General features: G+C 26.5%; 16 protein-coding genes and 2 riboswitches. Of the genes, 12 read left to right on the plus strand and 4 right to left on the minus strand.

The window, feature by feature from the left end; genetic code table 11:
- Window positions 1-59 precede the first annotated feature (59 nt).
- The 11 genes from EJL03_RS02040 (at window position 60) to EJL03_RS02095 (ending at window position 14,341) form a co-directional block, all read left to right on the plus strand.
- Window positions 60-2,141 carry a helix-turn-helix domain-containing protein gene (locus tag EJL03_RS02040; RefSeq protein ID WP_125152301.1) on the plus strand — a complete coding sequence of 694 codons (2,082 nt, stop codon included), beginning with the start codon at window positions 60-62 and terminating at the stop codon, window positions 2,139-2,141.
- A gap of 207 nt (window positions 2,142-2,348) precedes the next feature.
- Window positions 2,349-3,728 (plus strand): MATE family efflux transporter, encoded by a 1,380-nt coding sequence (locus EJL03_RS02045; RefSeq protein WP_125152302.1) that lies wholly within the window; start codon window positions 2,349-2,351, stop codon window positions 3,726-3,728.
- A gap of 404 nt (window positions 3,729-4,132) precedes the next feature.
- Window positions 4,133-4,276, plus strand: coding sequence for a hypothetical protein (locus EJL03_RS16305; protein ID WP_243108597.1), 144 nt, complete (start codon window positions 4,133-4,135; stop codon window positions 4,274-4,276).
- A gap of 70 nt (window positions 4,277-4,346) precedes the next feature.
- Window positions 4,347-4,685: an arsenate reductase family protein gene (locus tag EJL03_RS02055; RefSeq protein WP_125152303.1), complete on the plus strand. Its 339-nt coding sequence runs from the start codon at window positions 4,347-4,349 to the stop codon at window positions 4,683-4,685.
- A gap of 225 nt (window positions 4,686-4,910) precedes the next feature.
- Complete coding sequence (locus EJL03_RS02060) at window positions 4,911-6,170, plus strand: TcaA 3rd/4th domain-containing protein (RefSeq protein ID WP_125152304.1); 1,260 nt, start codon at window positions 4,911-4,913, stop codon at window positions 6,168-6,170.
- A 96-nt stretch (window positions 6,171-6,266) separates the two neighbouring features.
- Complete coding sequence (locus tag EJL03_RS02065; protein WP_125152305.1) at window positions 6,267-7,196, plus strand: DUF6414 family protein; 930 nt, start codon at window positions 6,267-6,269, stop codon at window positions 7,194-7,196.
- Between the two features lie 978 nt (window positions 7,197-8,174).
- A complete protein-coding gene (locus EJL03_RS02075) occupies window positions 8,175-8,855 on the plus strand; it encodes an ABC transporter ATP-binding protein (RefSeq protein ID WP_125152306.1) in 681 nt (226 codons plus the stop codon).
- Between the two features lie 9 nt (window positions 8,856-8,864).
- Window positions 8,865-11,378: an ABC transporter permease gene (locus EJL03_RS02080; protein WP_243108598.1), complete on the plus strand. Its 2,514-nt coding sequence runs from the start codon at window positions 8,865-8,867 to the stop codon at window positions 11,376-11,378.
- A 122-nt stretch (window positions 11,379-11,500) separates the two neighbouring features.
- Window positions 11,501-12,196 carry a response regulator transcription factor gene (locus tag EJL03_RS02085; protein ID WP_125152308.1) on the plus strand — a complete coding sequence of 232 codons (696 nt, stop codon included), beginning with the start codon at window positions 11,501-11,503 and terminating at the stop codon, window positions 12,194-12,196.
- A 7-nt stretch (window positions 12,197-12,203) separates the two neighbouring features.
- Window positions 12,204-13,454, plus strand: coding sequence for a HAMP domain-containing sensor histidine kinase (locus EJL03_RS02090; protein WP_125152309.1), 1,251 nt, complete (start codon window positions 12,204-12,206; stop codon window positions 13,452-13,454).
- A gap of 29 nt (window positions 13,455-13,483) precedes the next feature.
- Window positions 13,484-14,341: an MBL fold metallo-hydrolase gene (locus tag EJL03_RS02095; protein WP_125152310.1), complete on the plus strand. Its 858-nt coding sequence runs from the start codon at window positions 13,484-13,486 to the stop codon at window positions 14,339-14,341.
- Between the two features lie 33 nt (window positions 14,342-14,374).
- Here EJL03_RS02095 and EJL03_RS02100 read toward each other — a convergent pair whose 3' ends face one another.
- The 4 genes from EJL03_RS02100 to pflB all read right to left on the minus strand — a co-directional run bounded on the left by EJL03_RS02100 (window position 14,375) and on the right by pflB (window position 20,109).
- Window positions 14,375-15,316 (minus strand): DMT family transporter, encoded by a 942-nt coding sequence (locus EJL03_RS02100; protein ID WP_125152311.1) that lies wholly within the window; start codon window positions 15,314-15,316, stop codon window positions 14,375-14,377.
- Window positions 15,317-15,410: 94 nt separating this feature from the next.
- Window positions 15,411-15,517: riboswitch (glycine riboswitch) on the minus strand.
- Window positions 15,518-15,624: 107 nt separating this feature from the next.
- A riboswitch (glycine riboswitch) is annotated at window positions 15,625-15,732 on the minus strand.
- A gap of 118 nt (window positions 15,733-15,850) precedes the next feature.
- Window positions 15,851-16,858: a formimidoylglutamase gene (hutG, locus tag EJL03_RS02105; protein WP_125152312.1), complete on the minus strand. Its 1,008-nt coding sequence runs from the start codon at window positions 16,856-16,858 to the stop codon at window positions 15,851-15,853.
- 266 nt (window positions 16,859-17,124) lie between these two features.
- Window positions 17,125-17,838, minus strand: coding sequence for a pyruvate formate-lyase-activating protein (pflA, locus tag EJL03_RS02110; RefSeq protein WP_341472405.1), 714 nt, complete (start codon window positions 17,836-17,838; stop codon window positions 17,125-17,127).
- A gap of 21 nt (window positions 17,839-17,859) precedes the next feature.
- A complete protein-coding gene (gene pflB / locus EJL03_RS02115; protein WP_125152314.1) occupies window positions 17,860-20,109 on the minus strand; it encodes a formate C-acetyltransferase in 2,250 nt (749 codons plus the stop codon).
- A 643-nt stretch (window positions 20,110-20,752) separates the two neighbouring features.
- On the opposite strand from pflB, the gene EJL03_RS02120 reads away from it, so the two are divergent.
- Window positions 20,753-21,781, plus strand: coding sequence for a DUF1002 domain-containing protein (locus EJL03_RS02120; protein ID WP_125152315.1), 1,029 nt, complete (start codon window positions 20,753-20,755; stop codon window positions 21,779-21,781).
- The last annotated feature ends 31 nt before the right edge of the window (window positions 21,782-21,812 follow it).

Genomic DNA, 21,812 nt, shown 5'->3' on the forward strand with positions numbered 1-21,812 from the left:
TATTTTATGGTATACTTAGTATGTAAAAAATAAGTAAGGAAACATAGTTGAGGTGTTTTATGAGAAAAGAATATTTAAATTATTCTTCTGATATTCCAGTTAGCATATCTTTTGCAACAATAAGGGAATACCCCTTTCATTGGAATAATTCTATGGAAATATTATTTGTACTAAAAGGAACAATAAAAGTTACTATAGATTCTTCAACTTATGAGATACATGAAAGAGAATTAGAAATAATAAATGTGGATGAAACCCACAGAATATTTAGTAATGATAAAGATAATAGAGTTTTAATATTCCATTTTGATTCCTCTTTTTTCTCAAAATATTATAGTGATATAGAAAATTTGTCTTTTTATACTAATACAACTGATGAAGGTGTTCAGGAAACAGAAGAATACATTGAGCTTAGAACATATCTTTCAATAATTTTATATGAAATCATACAAAGAAAAGAGGATTACGATGAAGAACTTGAAAAAACTTTGGTAGACTTATTATATCATTTAATAAATAATTTTCATTATTTAACATATGAAAAAGAGGAACTAAGGGAAAATGAAGAACAATTAGCAAGATACCATAGAATAGCTAAGTACATATATAATAACTATAATAATAAAATAAGTCTTCAGGATATAGCTAAAAAGGAATTTTTAAGTACTCACTACTTGTCACACGAAATAAAGTATGCAATGGGGTATAGCTTTACAGATCTTTTAAATCTAACTAGGGTGGAGGAGTCTGTTAAACTCTTATTAGATACTGATAAAACTATTTCAGAAATATCAGAGGAAGTAGGATTTTCTCATACAAGATACTATAATAAACATTTTAAAATTCATTTTAAATGTACCCCTATGCAGTTTAGAAAAAAATATAAAGCCTCTGAAGAAATTTATGAAAATCAAAAAAAGATTACATACTATGATTTAAATGAAAGCTTAGAGTATGTAGTATCCTATCTTGAAAACTATGATAGATTTAGTTATGAAAATAAGATTATTAGAATTAATATAGATGTAGAAGATGAACTAGAAGAGATGGATAAGAGTTTTAAGGAAATAATAAATTTAGGAGATGCTTTTGATCTTTTAATTGAAGATAATAAAGATATATTAGAAGAAATACAAGAAGAGGTATCTTTTAAATATGGTAGAATTCTAAATGTTTTTAGTACAGATATGGGTATTTTTCCCTCCACAGAATTTTATAACTGGAATAGAGTTAAATCTGTATTAGAATATTTAGATGATATTAATTTAAAGCCTTTAATAGTACTAGATAATAATGGATTTAAAAAGGATGAGTTTATTAAAGCTTTAAGAAATTTTATAGAGTACTTTATAGATATAGAATCATTAGATATAAATAATTTTAGATTTCAATTCAGTGTAAATATTGATGAGGATTTATTAAAGGAAGTAAAAAATATTTTAGTGAATGAATATGATTTAGAAGTATGTAAAAAGTACTTTTGTGTTCCAAATGACATTAATTATATTTATGATACAGCATATATGTTACCTTTTATAATTCATAATATAATAAGTGGCAATGTAAATTTAGAATTTTTAAAAGCTTTTGATGTACTTGAAAGACAAGTTAATCTTACCAATGAAGTATTTTTTGGATATCCAGGTCTAGTTAATGACATGGGTATAAAGAAACCTTCCTATTATGCTTATTATTTATTAAATAAGCTTGGAGATACAGTTATATGTAAAGGGGATGGATACATTATTACTAAAAGTCATGATGAATTTCAGATTCTTTTATATAGTTATAATGAGGAAGTAGATAGGTTATTAAGCTTTGAGGATTTTTCTAAAATGAGAGGTTTAAAGAGCAACATAGGAAGAAAATTATCTATGAATATAATAAACGTATTATCTCATGTAAGAATGATAATATATGATGTAAATGAAAAGATGGGTTCTTCTTATAATTATTGGCTTGGTATGGGAAGTCCTGTAAGATTGAGCAAGGAGGAGAAAGAGATATTATATAAAGCCTCTTTTCCTAAAATAGATTTTAAATATGCTAAAAAAAGTACAGTATTAAACATTGTTACTGAGATTAAAAATTATGGGGCTACTTTAATTTTAATTAAAAAGATATCAAAACACCTTAAATAAGGTGTTTGTTTGCTTTTTTGAATTTTGTTCCATTTTCAAAACACCTCATATTAGTACCTTCAAGTGAGCACTTAAGTGAATGTAATAAATATGTATATATCTTATAATATTATTAAGTGATAATTTAAGAAAGAAGATTTTAAATTATGAAGTGAATTTATTTATACATAATAATATAGACAGTAATAAGAATTTGAGGTGTATTTAATGGGGATTGATGACAGGATATTCACTAACGGAAAAATAGGTAAGACTTTGTTTAAATTTGCAGTACCTTCAGTTATATCTTTATTGGTAGCTGAGCTTTATAACTTAGTAGATACTATATTTGTAGGGAGATATATAAATTCAAAAGCTATAGGGGCTTTAACCATAGCTTTCCCAATTCAAAGATTTCTTATCGCATTAGGACTTCTTATCGCAGTAGGAACTTCTACAATGGTTGCCAGAAGTTTAGGAGAAAAAAATTATGATAATCTTAAAAAGGGTATTATTAGTGCATTTAGTTTAACCTTGATTGTCATTTCTATAGTCACATTTACTATATTTATTTTCAAAAAACCTATTATTATTAGCCTTGGGGCTAGTGAAAATATATATCCATTAGCTAATAGTTATATAAGTATAGTTTTAATGGGAGCGGTATTTCAATGTTTAGGTGTAGTGGCTTCCTATATAATGACCGCATTAGGCAATACTAAAATTACTTTACAGGGAAACTTAATCGGTGCAATAGCCAATATCATAATAGACTATTTATTAGTTGTAGTTTTCAAAATAGGGATTGAAGGTGCGGCTATAGCTACAGTTATATCTCAGATATTAAGCTTTACCTTTATATTTTATAAATTTAGTTATATTAGAAAAGCATTTAATATTAAATTAAAATTTAAATTAAGTAATAAATTAGCATGGACTATTATAACTGTAGGATTTTCAACTTTTATTGTAGAAATATCAGATGCAGTAATAGCTGCTATGTTGAATAATTTGTTATATGCAGAGGGCGGAGATGCAGCTGTTATAACAGTTGGAGTAGTAACTAAATTATCTATGTTTATGTATATAACCATTATAGGTATAAGTGCCGCTATGCAACCTATAATAGCTTATAATTATGGAGCTTCAAATTTTAAAAAAATGAGAGAAGCATTAAGAATATCTATAATTACTATTGTTACAGCTTCTTTAGGATTCTGGGCTATATTCATGATTTTTGCAAAACCTATGATAGGATTCTTTTTAACAGATGCAGCTATATTACCAGAGGCAATAAAGGCTTTTAGAATATGTATATTACTTTTACCAGCCATAAGTATTGAGTATATAACAATATACTATTATCAGGCTATTGGTGAGTCAAAAAAATCATTTTTACTTTCAATATTCAGGCAGTTAGTAGTATTTATTCCTGTTGCATTTATTTTGATTAAAAAAATAGGAGTAATGGGAGCTTGGATAGCTTATCCTGTAGCGGATGTAATAGCATTTGTAACAGCTGTGTATTTTATTAGAAGGGCTACAGAAGAAATAGAAGAAGAAGTTGAAATGTTCCAAGATCAGGATAAATCTTTAGCAAAAGCTTAATATAGCATAGTAAATAAATACCAAATAGCTCCCTGTCAAGTAGCCAGGGAGCTATTTGGTATTTATAAATATTTCCAGTTAATTTTTTCTAATATTAAAGACTATATATTATTTTATAATATTAATATACATGATAAGATTAAATTACTTAATAAGAAAGGTAGCATTATGTGGAAATATTCAAATAAAAGAAGGGATCATATTCATTTTATAACACAATATTATTGTAATACTGAGAAATATACAGGGACTAGAATAGTAGTATTTATAAAAAATGAAAAAAATATATTTATGATATAGATAATTTTAAAATACATAAATATAAGAACCCAAAAAGTAAGTCACCAAGTATTTCTACCTGGGAAATAGTGAATTGTGAAATAGATAAAGTAATAAAAAAAGAGATGATAAATTTTAGTGAGGATGGTAAACTTAAGATGTATCACACTATATATGAATCTATAGACTTAGAATTATATCAGTATTATTTGCTAGCCTTCTATAAAGAAAATATTAATCCGTTAAAATTAAAGATAAAGTGGAAATAAAACAATATTTATAATAAGCTAATAGTTTTATAATATATAATAACTTATTTGATTAGGAGGAAGTGAAATAATGAATATTCAAATTTTGGGGATAAAAAAGTGTTTTGAAACTAAAAAGGCAGAAAGATACTTTAAGGAAAGAAGAATTAAATATCAATTAGTGTATTTAAATGAAAAACCTTTAAGTAAAAGAGAACTAGAAAGTGTAAGGGCTAATGTAGAACTTAAGGAGTTAATTGATATTAAATCTAAAGATTATGAAAAATCAAATATTAAACATATGAGAGAAGATAGTGTAAAACAAGAAATATTATTAAATAATCCAAAACTTTATAAAACTCCTATAGTACGTAATGGTAGACAAGCTACTGTAGGATATAAACCTGATGTATGGAAAGAATGGGAATAAATGATGCTGTAGCCAAATTTAATTTGGGATAGCATTTTAACTTTTTAATATTAAAAGTTATAGCATAGATTGTAATTAATCTAAATTTGGATATTAAATTGTAAATAGGGAGAAAATCTATAATAAGTTATTTATAAACTTATATTTTAGAGATATAAGTTATTATACAAAAAATATTATGGTATAATTTTATAAAAAGTTTATATATTGGAGAGGTTGAGGTTTTTGAATTATTTTAAAGATGCTTTAAATAAATTTAGAATTAAAATAAAAAAAGTATATGAAGAGTATGGAAATAAAAAGACAATGTTTTTTTTATCTATGTTTTCTTTAATTATTATGATTTCTATAGGGTATTGGTTTGGAATGCTAGTAGGGAGTAAGGAGCGAGTAATAAATGGTTTTGAAAAGGCAGTTATTGCTAAGAACAAAAGAGCCATATTAAAATATGTACAATTAGATAGTGATATTATTAAACTTAATTCTAAAAGTATAGAACCATTTATGAGATATATTAATGATAATCCTGACAGTATAAAAAATAAAATAAATATACTTAGGTATAGCAGTGGAGAGAATAGTAAGGAAATAATAAATCTAAAAAGTAAAAAGGGAATTATAGGATACAAGTATAAAATATTAATTTCTCCGGTATATGCAGATATAACTACTAATTTAAAAGATATGGAAGTTTTTTTAGATGGGAAATTTTATTATAAAAGTGACAAGGATAATTATATAAAAAGTATTGGACCATTGGTTCCGGGAATTTATAAAGTAGAAGGAAAATTAAAAACTTATAATGGACAGATAAAGGATTTAAAATCTATAACTTTTTTAGAGAAAAAAAATAAAATTAGTATTGAACCTAAAATAAGTAAAATATCTATAGATAGTATAAATGAAGAGGCACAAGTTTTTATAAATGGTGAGAACACTAATAAATTAGTAAAAGAGTTTAAAAACATAGGGCCGATACCTATGGATGGATCCTTCAAAGTTTATATACAACAGCAGTTCCCTTGGGGGAAAATTAATAGTGAAGAAATAGAAATAAAAGATTTATCAAATATAAAATTAAAAATTAATCCTGTAAATGATGAGTTAAAAGAGAATTTAAGTTCTATATTAAAGGAATTTTATTACAATGGGTTCCAGGCTGTAAATAAGGTAAATAAGTCTATGATGATAAATAGTAGCGATGAAATTAAAAATAAGTTTTTTGATGTTTATGGAGATAATAGAGGAGTTTTAAAAGAAGAGTTTTTTTTAAAGAAATTAACTATAGATGAAAGTGTTATAGAGGTTAAGGAAGACAAAGAAAGTTACTATATATCTATAGTTGCATCTATTGTTTATAAAAAAGAAAAAAGCTTTTATGGGATTTCTTTAGGTACAGGGGAAGAAAAAGATAGATTTATAAATGAATTAGTATATGAAAAGAAAACTAAACAGTGGAAAATAGTTTCTATTGAAAAAGCTTAATACAACTGAAAGTAAAAAAAGGTATAAAGAAATTTGTGGGTAAAGTATGACCATTAGAATAGTATATATTAGCAAGATATATTTGGAGGAGATTTAATGGCTTATAGTATTGATACACCTATATATATAAATAAGGAATTAGTACTTTCCTTATATTCTATATTAATAGATGGATATATAGAAAGTAGGTCTATTAAATGTGTAAAAGACAGAACTGATAATTTAAAGTTACAAAGTTGTTGTAAGGGTGAAGAATGCTTAGGAGAAAAAAAATCTAATAATAATAAAGAAAAGAATATTACAAAGGATGGTGAACAATGCTGTAGTCGTCAACTTACAGCAGGGTTAGACGACAGGAATACTACAAGAAATGAAATAAGTATAAAAAAAATATATACTACTTTCCAAATTTTTAATAATTTAAAAGAGATTATGACAGATGAAAACATAGTAAAAAATATAAGAGGTAAGGATATATTAAATTCTAATTTTGTATGTGGAGAATGTTTAGAAATTAAAGGTGATATATTACCTAACTCTATAGTTTCACAAATAAATACTATAATAGATACGTTAGATGCCTATGATTGTAAAAATTTAGACAAGTTTCTTAATAATAAGAAAGAAGATACATTAACTAACTACTCTTTTATATCAAAACAATTAAAAAATTTAAGTAATTGTTTAATTAAAAATAATACTGTAAATATGATAATACAATGTAATAATTTTAAAACAATTCTCAATGTAAATTTAAATAATTTTTTAGATAAAAGTAATTATATATATGATAACGCTAATTGCTCCTGCACAGTATTATGTAAAACTATTAAATTTGCAAATGAAGGTGAATATATAGACTTATTGTGTAAAACTTGTATGAGTGACTATTATAATAATTTTGTGGATGCTACTAATAATTATATAGATATTTTAGAAAGAAATAATATTTTAATACCAGGGAAAATTGTTACTAAAATTTGGGGACCGGCTATTCAGGCTATACCCATTGCTATGTATGTATAGAAAGGTTGCTTTTGATGCAACCTTTTTTATTATATGCAATACAGTAGTCAAAATAGGATATACAAATATTGTTTACTTATTTGTTGTTAGTATAAAATTTTAATTTTACAAATAAAAAATATTTGTATATTGTAATTATATTAGAACATATTTTTATTAAGTAGTTGTGACTTAAGCTAAAAGTAAACTATAAAAGGATTATTTTTTAATATGTAGAAAAAAATCATAGAAAGATAAAAAAGGGCAAGAAGAAAAACAGCATAATATAAAACCAGGACTGGTAAAAAATATCATAGATTAGGATGTAGGTATTTAAAGAGAAGTTGCTATGAAACAACATTTATAGATGCGGGAAACATAGGATTGACTCCATGTAGTGTATGTAATCCATAAAGTGAAATTTAAGTAGCTTTTATTGAGTCACTTATTTTCGCATAAATATATTTAATAAGCCTATATAGTATGTTTGATAAAAGCAAAATTAAATCCTTCAAAGGATATTTATTAGTATTAATTTAGGGGATAAATAGATTAAAAAACGATCCACATGAGAGAATACGAAATGGATTATAAACAAGCTGTATACAATGTCATATATAAGTAAATTTTATTTGGAGTAATTGAAAAGACTAGGATTTTATCCTAGTCTTTTCAATTTGTGATGTTTATGCAATTATGGCATATTCATCTCATTCTTTCTATATTGTAATAAGAGCTGAATAAAGCTAGATATACCAAGGTTTGTTTAAATAAAGAGGATTTTATTATAGACCTATCTTACAGAATTGTAATAATTAGTATCTATGTGTAAGTCTACTGTTATTGTTATCAGGTGTATAACAAAATATAATAAAGACATGGCTATTAAAAACAATTTTAATAATTAATTTTGGTATTTTTAAAAGTTTTATTAAAATTATAAATTTTGTTATATATATATAAATTTTTATTTAAATATTTAAAGAGAGGTAATGTTAAATGGAGATATTAAAGGTAGAGAACTTATCAAAAATTTATGGTGAAGAAAATAATAAGGTTGTAGCACTTAAAAATGTATCTTTTTCTGTAAATAGAGGTGAATTTACTGCAATTGTGGGAGCTTCCGGTTCGGGAAAGAGTACTTTACTTCATATGTTAGGGGGATTAGATAGACCAACTTCCGGAAAGGTATTTCTAGATAGTGAAGATATATATAAGCTAAATGAAGAGAAATTAGCTATATTTAGAAGACGGAATATAGGATTTATATTTCAGTTTTTCAATCTTATACCTGTTTTAAACGTAGAGGAAAATATATCTTTACCCACATTATTAGATAAAGGGAAAATAGATAATAGGTATTTAGAAGAGGTAATAGGTATTTTAGGGTTAAAAGAAAGAATAACTCATCTTCCATCAGAATTATCTGGAGGACAGCAACAGAGAGTATCTATTGGAAGAGCTTTAATAAATAAACCAGCTATAATTCTTGCAGATGAGCCTACGGGAAATTTAGATAGTAAAAATAGTAAAGAAGTAATCGAACTTTTGAAACTGTCTTCAAAAAAGTATAATCAAACCCTTATAATAATAACTCATGATATGTCTATAGCGCAGCAGGCGGATAGAGTAATAACTATTGCAGATGGTGAGATAAATTCAGATGAAAGAATGGGATAAGGGGGAAACATGGTGAAAAGTTATAAAAATATAACCAATAAATATTTGGCTCATAATAAAAAAAGAACTATATTAACTATTTGTGGAATAATATTATCCGTAGCGTTGATAACATCAATAGGATTATTTATAAAGAGCTTCCAAAATAGCTTTGTGGAAGAGACAAAAAATAGCGTAGGCTCCTTTCATGGAATATTATGCAAAAACGATAATGAAGTTTATGATAAAATTACTAAGAACCCTAAAATAGGAAAGGTAGGAAGAAACGAAATTTTAGGGGAGGCAGAATTAAAATCTTCAAAACACATAGAAATAAATAAATTTGATAAAAGTGCGTTAGAACTTTTGCCTTATAAAGCTATTAAAGGAAGATTGCCTGAAAAAGAGGGGGAGATAGCTTTAGAAAGTTGGATATTAAATTATATAGATAACTTTCCTAAAACTGGGGACATAGTAAAATTAAAATTAAATAACAGGTTGGAAAAGAAATTTAAGATAGTAGGACTTATTATGAATAATTCTTTTAACCAGTATAAAGGTAAGTCCTTAGGTATAGTTTTTTCTAATAATTTTAATATAGAAAAATCACAAATTTATTTTACTGTATCTGAAAAAGCAAACATAAAAAATACCATAAAGGAATTAGGAGAGACTTTTAAAGGTTTAAAGACCAACGAGGAATTATTGAGATTTTTAGGGCAGGCTTCTGATAAATCTATAAATAACAGTTTATATTCCATGGCTGCAATAATAATTTCTATAGTAGTTATAGCTACTATTGCGGTTATATATAATTCATTTCAAATTAGTGTAGTTGAAAGGATAAAACAGTTTGGATTATTAAGAGCAGTAGGTGCTACTCCAATGCAAGTAAGAAAATTGGTTTTGAGGGAGGCTTTTATTGTAAGTATAATAGGCATTCCAATAGGGATTTTATCAGGAATATTTGCAATATATATACTATGCATAGTATTTAATTTCATGTCAACATCTGCCTTTTCAAATATGAGTTTAGTAATATCTTATCCTATAATAACTATAAGTGCTTTAATTGGGTTATTAGCAGTATATGTATCGGCTTTAATACCAGCAAGATTTGCAGGAAAAATATCTCCTATGGTAGCTATAAGTAGTAGAAACTCTATAATAAAAGAAAAAATTAAAAAAAGAAGAGGAAGAGTAGTAAAAAAAATATTAAGTATAAATGGGTTAATGGCTTACAAAAATATAAAAAGGAATAGAAAAAGGTTTAATATAACGGTATTTTCTATAACTATAAGTATTACACTTTTTATATTTTTCTCATCATTTATAAATATGATTACAAATTTTGATGGTGGTGAATCGGAAGAAAGTAAGTTTCAATTTAGAGTAGAGGGGTTAATAGATAAAAATAAAAATAGTTCTTTAAACGAGAATTTTATAAATAAAATCAAAAGTAATGAAAATGTAAAAGAAGTTTATATGTATTATCCTAAATACGAATCAAAGGCTATATTAAAAGAAAAATATAAAAGTAATGACATTTCAAAAATACAACCTGATATATATAATAGTATTCAAGTAAAAGGTAAGAATTTAGTTTATTTAAATACTACTTTAGATGTTTATGATAGTAATAAATTTAAAGACGCTAATAAATATTTAAGCAGTGGTAATATAGATGAGGAAAAAATAAATAAAGAAAATGGGATTATTATTATAGAAAGTGAAATGTTTAAAAATAAAGGAAAATATTATAAAATGCCAATAACAAGTTTAACGGTTGGAGATAGTTTATATATAGATAAAAATTTACATATAGTAGATTCAGATAAAAATAAAAAAATAAATATTGAGGATAATAACCTTGTAAAGGTAAAGGTCATTGCAATAGTTAAAAATCCACCTTATGATCTTTTTACATTGTCACCTCAATTAAGATGTATAACATCAAAGCAAGTTATGGAAAATATGTTGGGAAAAAATATGGAAGATATGACGTATGTTTCTATGGGGATAGTACTAAAGGATAAAAACACTGAAGATGAATTTGAAAAATGGATTAGACCTTTAGGGGATAACAATGGTGTAAAAGTTATTAATACACTAAAGCAAAATGAAGAGACTAGTGATACCGCATTACAAATGAAAATACTAATGTATGGTTTTATAGCAGTTATTTCTCTTATTGGAGTAGTAAATATAGTAAATACTGTAACTACTAATTTGATATTGAGACGAAGAGAAATTGCCTCTTTAAGTGCTATTGGTATGACATATAAAAATATAAGGAGCATGATTTTAAAAGAGGGTGTTTTATATGGATTATATGGGGCAGTATATGGTTCTATTATTGGGACAATATTATCCTATATGATAGCGTCTCCTATGAGAGAGCTTTTAGAGTTTAAATGGCCTATTCCATGGATGTCCATATTTATTGCCACTACAACATCTATATTTATAGGGGTAATTGCTATTATAAAGCCATTAAACAAAATAAAGAAAGAAAATATTGTGGAAGTAATAAGAGGGGAATAAAATATAATATTTAAAGACATACAAAGTTAAGGTCTATGCCTATATTATGTATGTCTTTTTAAGTGTTGGAATTAATTGTGATATAATTAGTTCATAATTACCTTTAAGGGAGGCTTTAAAATATGAGTAGAATACTTTTAGTAGAAGATGATGAAGGATTAGCTTTAGGTATGGAGTTTACGCTTAAGGATGAAGGGTTTTCAGTTAATAGGTCTTCGTCTGTAAAAGAAACTTTGGAAAAATTTAAAGGAGAAAAATTTGATATAGTTATATTAGATATAATGTTGCCAGACGGTACTGGGTATGATATATGTAAGTATATAAGAAAAGAAAGTGATATTCCAATAATATTTTTAACTGCCTGTGACGATGAAGTAAATGTTGTGTTAGGTTTAGATATTGGTGGAGATGATTATATAACAAAGCCATTTAGAGTAAAAGAATTTATTTCAAGAATAAAAGCAATTCAAAGAAGATTTGAAAATAGACTTTGTAAAAAAACTGTGTTTATAAGTGATGATATTATACTAAATACAGAAAATGCATTAGTAAAAAAGGATGGACACACTATAAGTTTATCTTCGCAAGAGTATAAACTTCTTTTAATATTTATGAATAATGCTAATAAAATAATGAGCAGAGAAGAGATATTAGATAAACTTATGGAGGGGGCAGGCTCTTACTTCGATACAAATACCCTTTCGGTATATATAAAAAGAATTAGAGAAAAAATAGAAAAAGATTCGGCAAAACCTAGATATATAATAACTAAGCGAGGATTGGGATACCAATGGAATATAGATGTAAAGAAGGGGTAAATACAATATGAATAAATATTTTTATAATCCTGAACTAAAAAAAAGTTCCTTTATTATGGTAATACTAGCAATTAGTACTTTGTTCATAACGATTATTACAATAAATTCCAACTATGAAAATATAAAAAAAGGTTATATGGAAAATAATATGGCATTAATTGGAGGCATAATAAAAAAGCACCCTGAGTTAAAAAAAGAGATTGTCCCTTTAGTGTTGAAAGCACCTAAAGAATACAATATACAATATGGGAAAGAAATACTAAAGGAGTATGGAATAAATGAAAATTTAGAAATTGAGTTTATTCCTACAATGAAATTTAGTAATAATATAGCTTTAAAGAATATAATTATTACTTTATGCTTATTTTTTGTAATAGTACTTTTATATAATTATGTTCAGTACATAAAAATATACAAAAGACTTGAAAGAATTATTTTAGCTTCTGAAAATATGTTAGATAGTAATTTTGATATAGGAATTTATGAAAATTCGGAAGGAATATTTTCAAAGCTTGCATACTCATTTAATAATATGAGAGTAGTTATTAAAAATAACTTTTTAGAGATTCAAAAAGAAAAAAAATTTTTGGTAGATATATTATCAGATATTTCTCATCAGTTAAAGACACCTGTATCTGCGCTAGTAGTTTATAACGATATATTATTAAATAGAAAATTAAATGAAGTAAAAAGAAAGGAATTTTTATATAATAGTTCAAGACAATTAAATAGAATAGATTGGCTTATAAAAAGCTTACTTAAACTTGCAAAGTTAGATGCGGGAGTAATAAATTTTGATAAGAATAAGTATGATTTAAATATGACAGTTAAAGAGGCGGTAGATACACTTATTTCAAAAGCATATGAAGAAAAAGTAAAACTTATATTTAATAGTAGTGAATCAAAAATTTTGTTTTTACATGATAAAAATTGGTTATGTGAAAGCATAATTAATTTGATTAAGAATGCATTAGAACATACCCAAAAAGGTGGAACAGTGCAAGTGTATACAAAAAGAACTCCAATATGTACTAAAATAGTAATTAAAGATAATGGAAATGGAATTTCTAAGAAAGAGTTGCCCCATATATTTAAAAGATTTTATAAGGGAAGTAGAAATAAAACTGTTGAATCTGTAGGCATTGGTTTAGCTCTTTCAAAATCTATAGTAGAGGAACATAATGGTATGATAGAAGTTAAAAGTAAGGAGGGGGAAGGCACTACTTTTACAATTATCTTTTTATCGTACAGTCAATAACTTATTGTTGATATAAAGGAGCAGTATTTATGAAAATTACAACGTTAATAGAAGATTCTTTTGGGAAAAATAAAGATTTAGCTAATGAGCATGGATTGTCTTTTTTTATAGAAACAATTAAAGGAAATATATTATTTGATACGGGGAAAAGTGATAAAATTATAGACAATTCTAAAAAGTTGGATATAAATTTACATACTACTAAGAGTTTAATACTTAGTCACTCACATTATGATCATTGTGGTGGAGTGAAAAACCTTTTGGATACTTTTGAATTTAAACCAGAGCTTTATATTCACAAAAACTTTTTTAAAAATGCAAATAGATATCATCGGTTAAATAATAATAAAAATCATACTGATTTAAGGGCATATAAATACATTGGTATTGATTTCGATGAAAGCTATATAAGATCAAAAGAAATAAATATAAATTATGTAGGTTGCTCTATGACAAAAATAATAGATAATATATATGTTTTTGCTAACTTTCAGAGAAATTGTCTATTTGAAGATTTAAATGAGAGAATGATGATTAAAAATGAAGAGGAACAATATGTGATAGATAGCTTTGATGATGAAATAGTGGTAGGTTTAGATACAGAAAAAGGTTTGATTATATTATTAGGATGCTCCCATCCTGGAGTTATAAATATATTAAATACAATTTCTAAGGTTACTTTAAAAAAAATTTATGGTATATTTGGAGGAACCCATCTTATAGAAGCAGATGAGCAGCGTATTATTAAAACTATAAATAAGTTAAAAGAGATGGAGATTAAACTTATAGGAGTATCGCACTGCACTGGGGACAGAGCTATAGATTTATTCAGTAGGTCCTACTCTAATTTTTTTATTAATAATACAGGAAGTGTTATATATATATAATAAAAGTATCAAGGGATACTTCCCTTGATACTTTTATTCTTTGGTTAAGGCCACTTCATCACTAACTTTATTAAAGTTAGTATCATTTATGTTTTTATTGTCATCCAATTGAATTAACATTATTGAAAATATAATTAAAAACATGCCAACTAGTTGAGGGATTTCAAAAAGTTCACCAAATATTAAAAATGCTAGTATTGAAGCTATTACAGGTTCTACACTAGCTACAATACTTGCTTTACCTGATTCAATGTATTTAAGTGATTTAACAATTGTGCTATTTGGTACCAGTGTAGCTATAATCCCAAGGCCAATGACATTAATAAGTGTTGACCTGTTATTAATAGAAGTTACTAATTTCCATGGTGGTGCAAAGAACCATAAAAATATTGCTCCAAATAAAAATGAATATACTAAAAATGTTTTATGTGAATATTTTTTTATTGCAACTTTACCCAGAATATTTTGTAGTGCTACTGCAAAACCAGAAAGAACACCCCATATAATTCCTATTAAGTTTAATTTGAAAGAGGAACTGTCATAAGCCTTTACAACTAGACAGCATCCAATTAAAGCAAAAATAAGGGCTAAAAACTTTTTAAAATTAAAGCTTTCTTTAAATAGGAAGTATGATAATACAACCACTATAATAGGATTTATAAATAGTAACACAGATGCTGTAGCTACTCCTGTGTATTTGACTGCATAACTGGAAGCAATAAACATGCCATCTAAAGCGAATATTCCATATATAGCAAATAGAAGTAGGCCCTTTAAATCTGTTTTAAAACACTTAGGATTCTTGATTAAATTAAATATGAGATAAAAAATTATTGCTATAGTTGGCCTAAAAGATGATATGGTCATAGAATCTAGACCTATAAGATCTAAATTTTTCACAAAAATACCCATGGTACCCCAAGAGGCACCAGCAATTAAAGCTAAAAGATATCCTTTCTTATTTGAGTTTGTCAAAAAAATCCTCTCCCTTCTGCTGTTGTTTTTTTAATACACAAAAAATACAGAGAAAACAAACCCATTATTGTTCTCTCTGTTTATGTCCAGAGTCTATCCAGATATAATCCACTTGCCTGAGAATTTCACTTTATTTTTGGGAAATAATAAAGCTTGTCCCTTCGGCGGCTTATAAATTAAGCACTCTCTTATACCTTTCACCTAGTAAGTTTTATTAAAATTTATTTTAATAAATATACTACTAATAATTTTGAAAAATAAAAAGAGAACAAACCCCTTGTTTGTTCTCTCTGTTTATGTCCAGAGTCTATCCAGATATAATCCATTTGCCTGAGAATTTCACTTTATTTTTGGGATAAAATAAAGTTTGTCCCTTCGGCGACTTCTAAAATTAAGTACTCTCTTATATCCTTCACCTAGTAAAAATATTAATATTGTTACATCGTTTACATTATATCTAATAAATACACCATTGTCAACATAGCTTTATAAAATCTACTTATAATGTTATCTATTGAAATAGAATTTTATTTGTTATAAATTGTGAAGCTGGGACAAAGCACTAACTAGTGAGAAAATTATTACTGCAGCTAAATTAGCGGTAGTATTATCTTGGTCAAATCTAGGGGAGACTTCACAAATATCAAAACTTACAACTTTATCAGATTTTACTATATATTTTATAAATTTTAATACTCTTTCAGGGTCTAGTCCCAATACTTGAGTTGCACTCACTCCTGGAGCATAGGCAGATGAAAATACATCTGAACATATGGTTATATATATATGCTCTTTCATTTTCATGAATTCATCTAGTTGTTCAAATATACTCCAATTATCGCTATTTAAAATATCTTTAGACAAAATATACTTTACACCCAGGTTATCTGCAGTTTTAAATAAATAATTAGTATTACTGTGTTTTTGTATACCTACGCAAAAATAAGAATATGGAAGATCTTTTTCTTTACATAAATCAGCAATTTGTCTAAACATTGTTCCTGAGTTACATCCATCATGATATGATCTTATATCAAAATGAGCATCAAAATTTATAATACCGATATGTGGCCTAGCCTCTTTTTCACATAAATAATTTAATACTCCCTTATAATTACCAAATGTGGTTTCATGTCCACCACCTAGTACAATAGGAAAAAGGTTTAAATTTAGTATTTTTGATACTGCTTGAGAAAGTAATACATGAGCTTCTTCTAATGCGATATCTTTACAATATATATCTCCCGCATCATAAATTCTAACTTCTTCTGAAAAACAGCAGGGAAGATTGGCTAATTCTTTTCTAATACTTTCAGGACCTTTTGCGGCACCTATACGTCCTTTATTACGTCTAATACCTTCATCGCAACAAAATCCAATAAGTGCAAAGCCTAATTTTCCAGAAAAGGAAGGTAGTGTTTCCTTAGATAAATCTATAGGTTTAATCCACTGATGCCATCTAAATGCATCAAAATCGCTGATACTGTCAATACGGCCATGCCAAGTATCTTTGTTTATAGGTTTATAGCACATATTAAACATTTTACCGCCTCCTAAAATCAAAAATAAAACATTATTTTACATATAATTTCAAATTTATATAATATAAAGACTCTATAATAATAATATAGCAAAAAATAATGTGATTTGCATTAAAAATATTAGCCATATTAATTTATGTATTAAAAACCTATTATTAGATATTATAAAGAAAAATATTCTTAAAATAATTAGTGTGAAATATTTTAAGAATTTAATTAACTTATAAAAAGAAAGCTTCCTTATATTTTAAGGAAGCTTTCTTTATGTTAAATGAGATTTATTAATTTATTTTGAAGTTGATTACATTTTATCTTGTTCATAGGAGGAGTATTTGAAAGCGTATAATTATAATTCATTAATTTATATTTATTTATTCCTAATGTATTGTAGGGGAGAAGTTCTATCTTTTCTATTTTATTAGTTATTTTAATGTTTTTTATTAATTGTGAAAGTAGGGTAATATACTCTTTTGAATCGTTAAAGTTTGGAACTATAACTTGTCTAATCCATAAAGGTGTTTTAGTTTTTGTTACTTCATCTAAAAACAAATCAAATTTTTTTTTGTTTTTATTAGTCAATTTTTTATAGTCTTTAGGATTAACATGTTTTATATCTAACAAAATTAAATCTACATATTTTAGGATTTCAGCATAATTACCTTCACCATACCCCGCAGTATCTATGGCAGTATGTATATGGTTTTCTTTACAAAGCTTTAGCATTTGTAGCAAGAATTTGGGTTGAAGAAGAGGTTCTCCACCAGAAAAAGTTACACCACCGCCATTTTTAAAGTATGGTTTGAATCTAATGATTTTTTCTATCAATTGATTTGAAGAAATTTCTGTTCCAACATTATAATCCCACGTATCTGGATTATGACAAAATTTACATCTAAGATGGCATCCTTGAAAAAAAACTACATTCCTAATACCAGGACCATCTACTAATCCCATACTTTCAAAAGAATGAATTCTGCCCATTACCATTATAAAAAACTCCTTTTAAATTTTTTCGTGGAAAGTTCTTTTAATAACTTCCAATTGTTGTTCTTTAGTTAACCTATTAAAGTGAACAGCATAACCAGAAACTCTTATTGTTAAAGTAGGATATTTATCTGGATTTTCCATGGCGTCTTTTAAAGTTTCTCTATTTAATACATTAACATTTAAATGAAAAGCATTTTGTGCAAAATATCCATCTAATAACGTTACCAAATTATGAATTTGGTCAGTTTTTTCAATTCCAAGAGCATTTGGAACTATAGAAAAAGTATTTGAAATACCATCTTGACACCACTGTGAATAAGGAATTTTAGCTACTGAATTTAGAGAAGCTAAGGCACCATTTATATCTCTTCCATGCATTGGATTAGCACCAGGAGCTAGAGGCTCTCCTTTTTTTCTTCCATCAGGGGTAGAGCCTGTCTTTTTTCCGTATACAACGTTAGAAGTTATTGTTAATGCAGATAAAGATACATCTGCATTTCTATAAGTGGGATGTTTTCTTAATTTTTTTGTAAAATCTTTTACTAATTGTATGGCAAAATCATCTACTTCATCATCGTCGTTTCCAAATTTAGGGAAACTACCATATACCTCAAAATCTACAGCAATACCATCTTCGTTTCTAATTGGCTTAACCTTAGCGTATTTTATTGCGCTTAATGAATCTGCGGCACAAGAAAGACCAGCTATTCCAAAGGAAATATATCTTCCAATATTTGTATCATGCAGTGCCATTTGTCCAGCTTCATAAGCATATTTATCATGCATATAATGTATTACGTTCATTGTATCTACATAAAGTTTAGCTACGTAGTCTAATACCTTATCATAGTTGAATTTTACTTTATTGTAATCTAAAATATCCTCAGTGATTTTTTCAACGCCAGGTACTACAGTAATTAGGCTACCATCTTTATTTTTTTTAATTTCATCAATACCACCGTTAATAGCATATAATAATGATTTAGCAAGATTAGCTCGTGCACCAAAAAATTGCATCTGTTTACCTATTTGCATAGCAGATACACAACAAGCAATAGCATAATCGTCACCAAAGATATGTCTCATCATGTCATCATTTTCGTATTGCAACGAATCAGTTTCTATAGACATTTTAGCACAATATTTTTTAAAATTTTCAGGTAATTTTTCAGACCATAGTATTGTCATATTTGGTTCTGGGGCAGGACTTAAGTTATTTAGAGTATGAATAAACCTATAAGTGGTTTTGGTTACTAGGGATTTACCTGATAAAGACATTCCTCCTAAAGACTCAGTGATCCAATTTGGATCTCCAGCAAATAAACTATTATATTCAGGAGTTCTTAAATGTCTTACTAATCTTAATTTAATAACTAATTGATCTATTAATTCTTGTGCTGTGTTTTCTGTTAGTGTGCCATTTTTTAAATCTCTTTCTATATAGATATCTAGGAAGGCTGTATTTCTACCAAGGGACATTGCCGCACCATTATTTTCTTGAACTGCAGCTAAGTATCCAAAATATAAAAATTGAACTGCTTCTCTAGAATTTTGAGCAGGGGAGGATATATCAATCTTATATTGAGCTGCAAATTTTTTTATTTTATTTAATGCTTTTATTTCTTCCGATATTTCCTCACGACGTCTTATATTTTCTTCAGTAGTTGGTTGTTCATCTAAATATGTTTTATCAATTTTTTTATTAGCTATTAGGTAATCAATACCATATAAGGCTATTCTTCTGTAGTCTCCAATAATTCTTCCTCTGCCATAAGCATCAGGTAAACCAGTTAAAAGGCCTACATGTCTTGCTATTTTAGTAGCATTACTATAAGTATCAAATACTCCATCATTATGAGTTTTTTTAAACTCATTAAAGTTTTTTTCTAATCCTATATCCATCTGGAATCCATATTCATTTAGAGATTGTTTTACCATTCTCATACCACCATATGGATTCATTATTCTTTTTAAAGGAGCATCAGTTTGAAGGCCTACTATGACTTCATTATCCTTATCAATATAACCCGCATCAAAATTGCCAATCCCAGAAAACTTAGTAGTTTCTACATCTATGATACCTTTTTTTATTTCTTCAATAATTAAGTTATTAGCTTTTTCCCAAACTTTTGACGTTTTTGATGTAGAGTTGGATAGGAAAGATGCATCCCCTAAATATTCAGAAAAGTTTTTGAAAATAAAGTCCCTAACATCAATAGTTTCTGTCCAATTGCCAATATTAAATCCTTCCCATTGTATAAACATTAAAATACCTCCTTGAAATTGAAAATCGTTATCAAACATTTGAGAAAAAAATAACAAAATATTAGTTGTAAGTTATCATTTTCTCTAATTGATTACATTATACGACAACTTTTATCAAAGTATAAGGGGTTTTATTTAAAAAAATAAAGAAGTAATATTTTAACTTTTTTAAATATTTTAATTATATAAAATATAAGCATTACACATTGAATAATTTTTAACAAATAATATTCATAATAATTTAGTGTTTTTACTCATAAAGATGGAATATAAGAAGGTATAAGTTTAAAAAGAGATGGGTATTTTTTTATTATAATAGAAAAGAATCATAATTTAAATGTGAAAATGCATGATACTATATTTGGAGAGGATAAAAATTTTAAAGTAAATAACAAGACTTATTATATTGGAAGACCTAATGATGTTTCATTTTTCTAAAAATATAAAGAATTTCAATTTTTTTAGAGATGAATAAGGAAGTTCACAATATATTAAAAACAATTAAATATTGTTATATTAATTGAAAAACCTTCTTATTTAAAATGTTTGCTATTATGAAAACTATGTTAAAATTTATTTTTATTACTATTTATATTTATAATATATAGTATAATATATTGGACAGGTAAAGGAGAGTGAAGGCATGAAATTTAAAAAAGGTATAAGCAAATTTTTAATCCTTTTAACAACTATGGGATTAATTTTTTCGACCACAACTAAAAGTGTTTATGCAGATGCATATAAAATTGTTACATTAGGGGCTAATTTAACGGATAAACAAAAAGAAGATATGCTCAAATATTTTAATGTCAATAAAAAAGAGGCTAATATAATAGTGGTTACTAAAGAAGAAGAAGAAAAATATTTAGGAGATGTAGCTTCCGCAAAACAAATAGGTACAAGATCTATATCTTGTTCTTATGTAGAACCAACTAATAAGGGTGGATTACAAATTTCTACACATAATATATATTGGGTTAATGATAATATGATAAGAAATGCATTAATTACTGCAGGAATAGAAAATGCTGTAGTAAAAGCATCGGCTCCTTTTAATGTATCAGGAACAGCTGCACTTACGGGAATATTAAAGGGATTTGAAAATAGTTCCGGAGGTAAAAAAATAGATGAAAATAAAAAGAAGGCTGCTAATGAGGAAGTTGTGGTTACTGGTAATTTAGGAGAGAAAATTGGACAGGATAAGGCTGCTGGATTAATAAATGAAGTCAAAAAAGAAGTTGTTAAAGAAAAACCGAAAAGTGAAAATGAAATAGAGAAAATTGTGGTAAATGTAGTTAACAATTATAATCAAGATTTAAGTAAGGAAGATATAAAAAGTATAACTTCCTTAATGGGGAAAATAAATTCATTAGATTTGGATTTTAAAAAATTAAAAGGTCAATTAAATGACGTTACAAAACAATTAAAGGATACTTTATCCAGTGAAGAAGCTAAAGGCTTTTTTAGTAAATTATGGGAAAATATTAAAAGTTTTTTTGTAAATTTATTTTCAAGTAGTAATAATACTAATGAAAATACAGTGAGTAATGAAGAAACTATAACCACTAGTACTTTTGAAAATGAAAGTGATAATACATATAAGAATAAATCTTATAGTGAAGAGAATAATAATAATGAGAATGTAAAAACTTCAACTAATAATAAAAAATAATAAAGTGAAACTGTAGATTTTTAAAATTCTA

This window comes from Clostridium rectalis (assembly GCF_900626095.1).
Lineage (GTDB): Bacteria > Bacillota > Clostridia > Clostridiales > Clostridiaceae > Clostridium_AS > Clostridium_AS rectalis.

Bases quoted from the DNA above. Each gene is read 5' to 3' on its own strand.
- EJL03_RS02040 (WP_125152301.1), top strand. From the start codon at position 60: ATGAGAAAAGAATATTTAAATTATTCTTCTGATATTCCAGTTAGCATA.
- EJL03_RS02045 (WP_125152302.1), top strand. From the start codon at position 2,349: ATGGGGATTGATGACAGGATATTCACTAACGGAAAAATAGGTAAGACT.
- EJL03_RS16305 (WP_243108597.1), top strand. From the start codon at position 4,133: ATGATAAATTTTAGTGAGGATGGTAAACTTAAGATGTATCACACTATA.
- EJL03_RS02055 (WP_125152303.1), top strand. From the start codon at position 4,347: ATGAATATTCAAATTTTGGGGATAAAAAAGTGTTTTGAAACTAAAAAG.
- EJL03_RS02065 (WP_125152305.1), top strand. From the start codon at position 6,267: ATGGCTTATAGTATTGATACACCTATATATATAAATAAGGAATTAGTA.
- EJL03_RS02075 (WP_125152306.1), top strand. From the start codon at position 8,175: ATGGAGATATTAAAGGTAGAGAACTTATCAAAAATTTATGGTGAAGAA.
- EJL03_RS02080 (WP_243108598.1), top strand. From the start codon at position 8,865: ATGGTGAAAAGTTATAAAAATATAACCAATAAATATTTGGCTCATAAT.
- EJL03_RS02085 (WP_125152308.1), top strand. From the start codon at position 11,501: ATGAGTAGAATACTTTTAGTAGAAGATGATGAAGGATTAGCTTTAGGT.
- EJL03_RS02090 (WP_125152309.1), top strand. From the start codon at position 12,204: ATGAATAAATATTTTTATAATCCTGAACTAAAAAAAAGTTCCTTTATT.
- EJL03_RS02095 (WP_125152310.1), top strand. From the start codon at position 13,484: ATGAAAATTACAACGTTAATAGAAGATTCTTTTGGGAAAAATAAAGAT.
- hutG (WP_125152312.1), bottom strand. From the start codon at position 16,858: ATGTTTAATATGTGCTATAAACCTATAAACAAAGATACTTGGCATGGC.
- pflA (WP_341472405.1), bottom strand. From the start codon at position 17,838: ATGGGCAGAATTCATTCTTTTGAAAGTATGGGATTAGTAGATGGTCCT.
- pflB (WP_125152314.1), bottom strand. From the start codon at position 20,109: ATGTTTATACAATGGGAAGGATTTAATATTGGCAATTGGACAGAAACT.
- EJL03_RS02120 (WP_125152315.1), top strand. From the start codon at position 20,753: ATGAAATTTAAAAAAGGTATAAGCAAATTTTTAATCCTTTTAACAACT.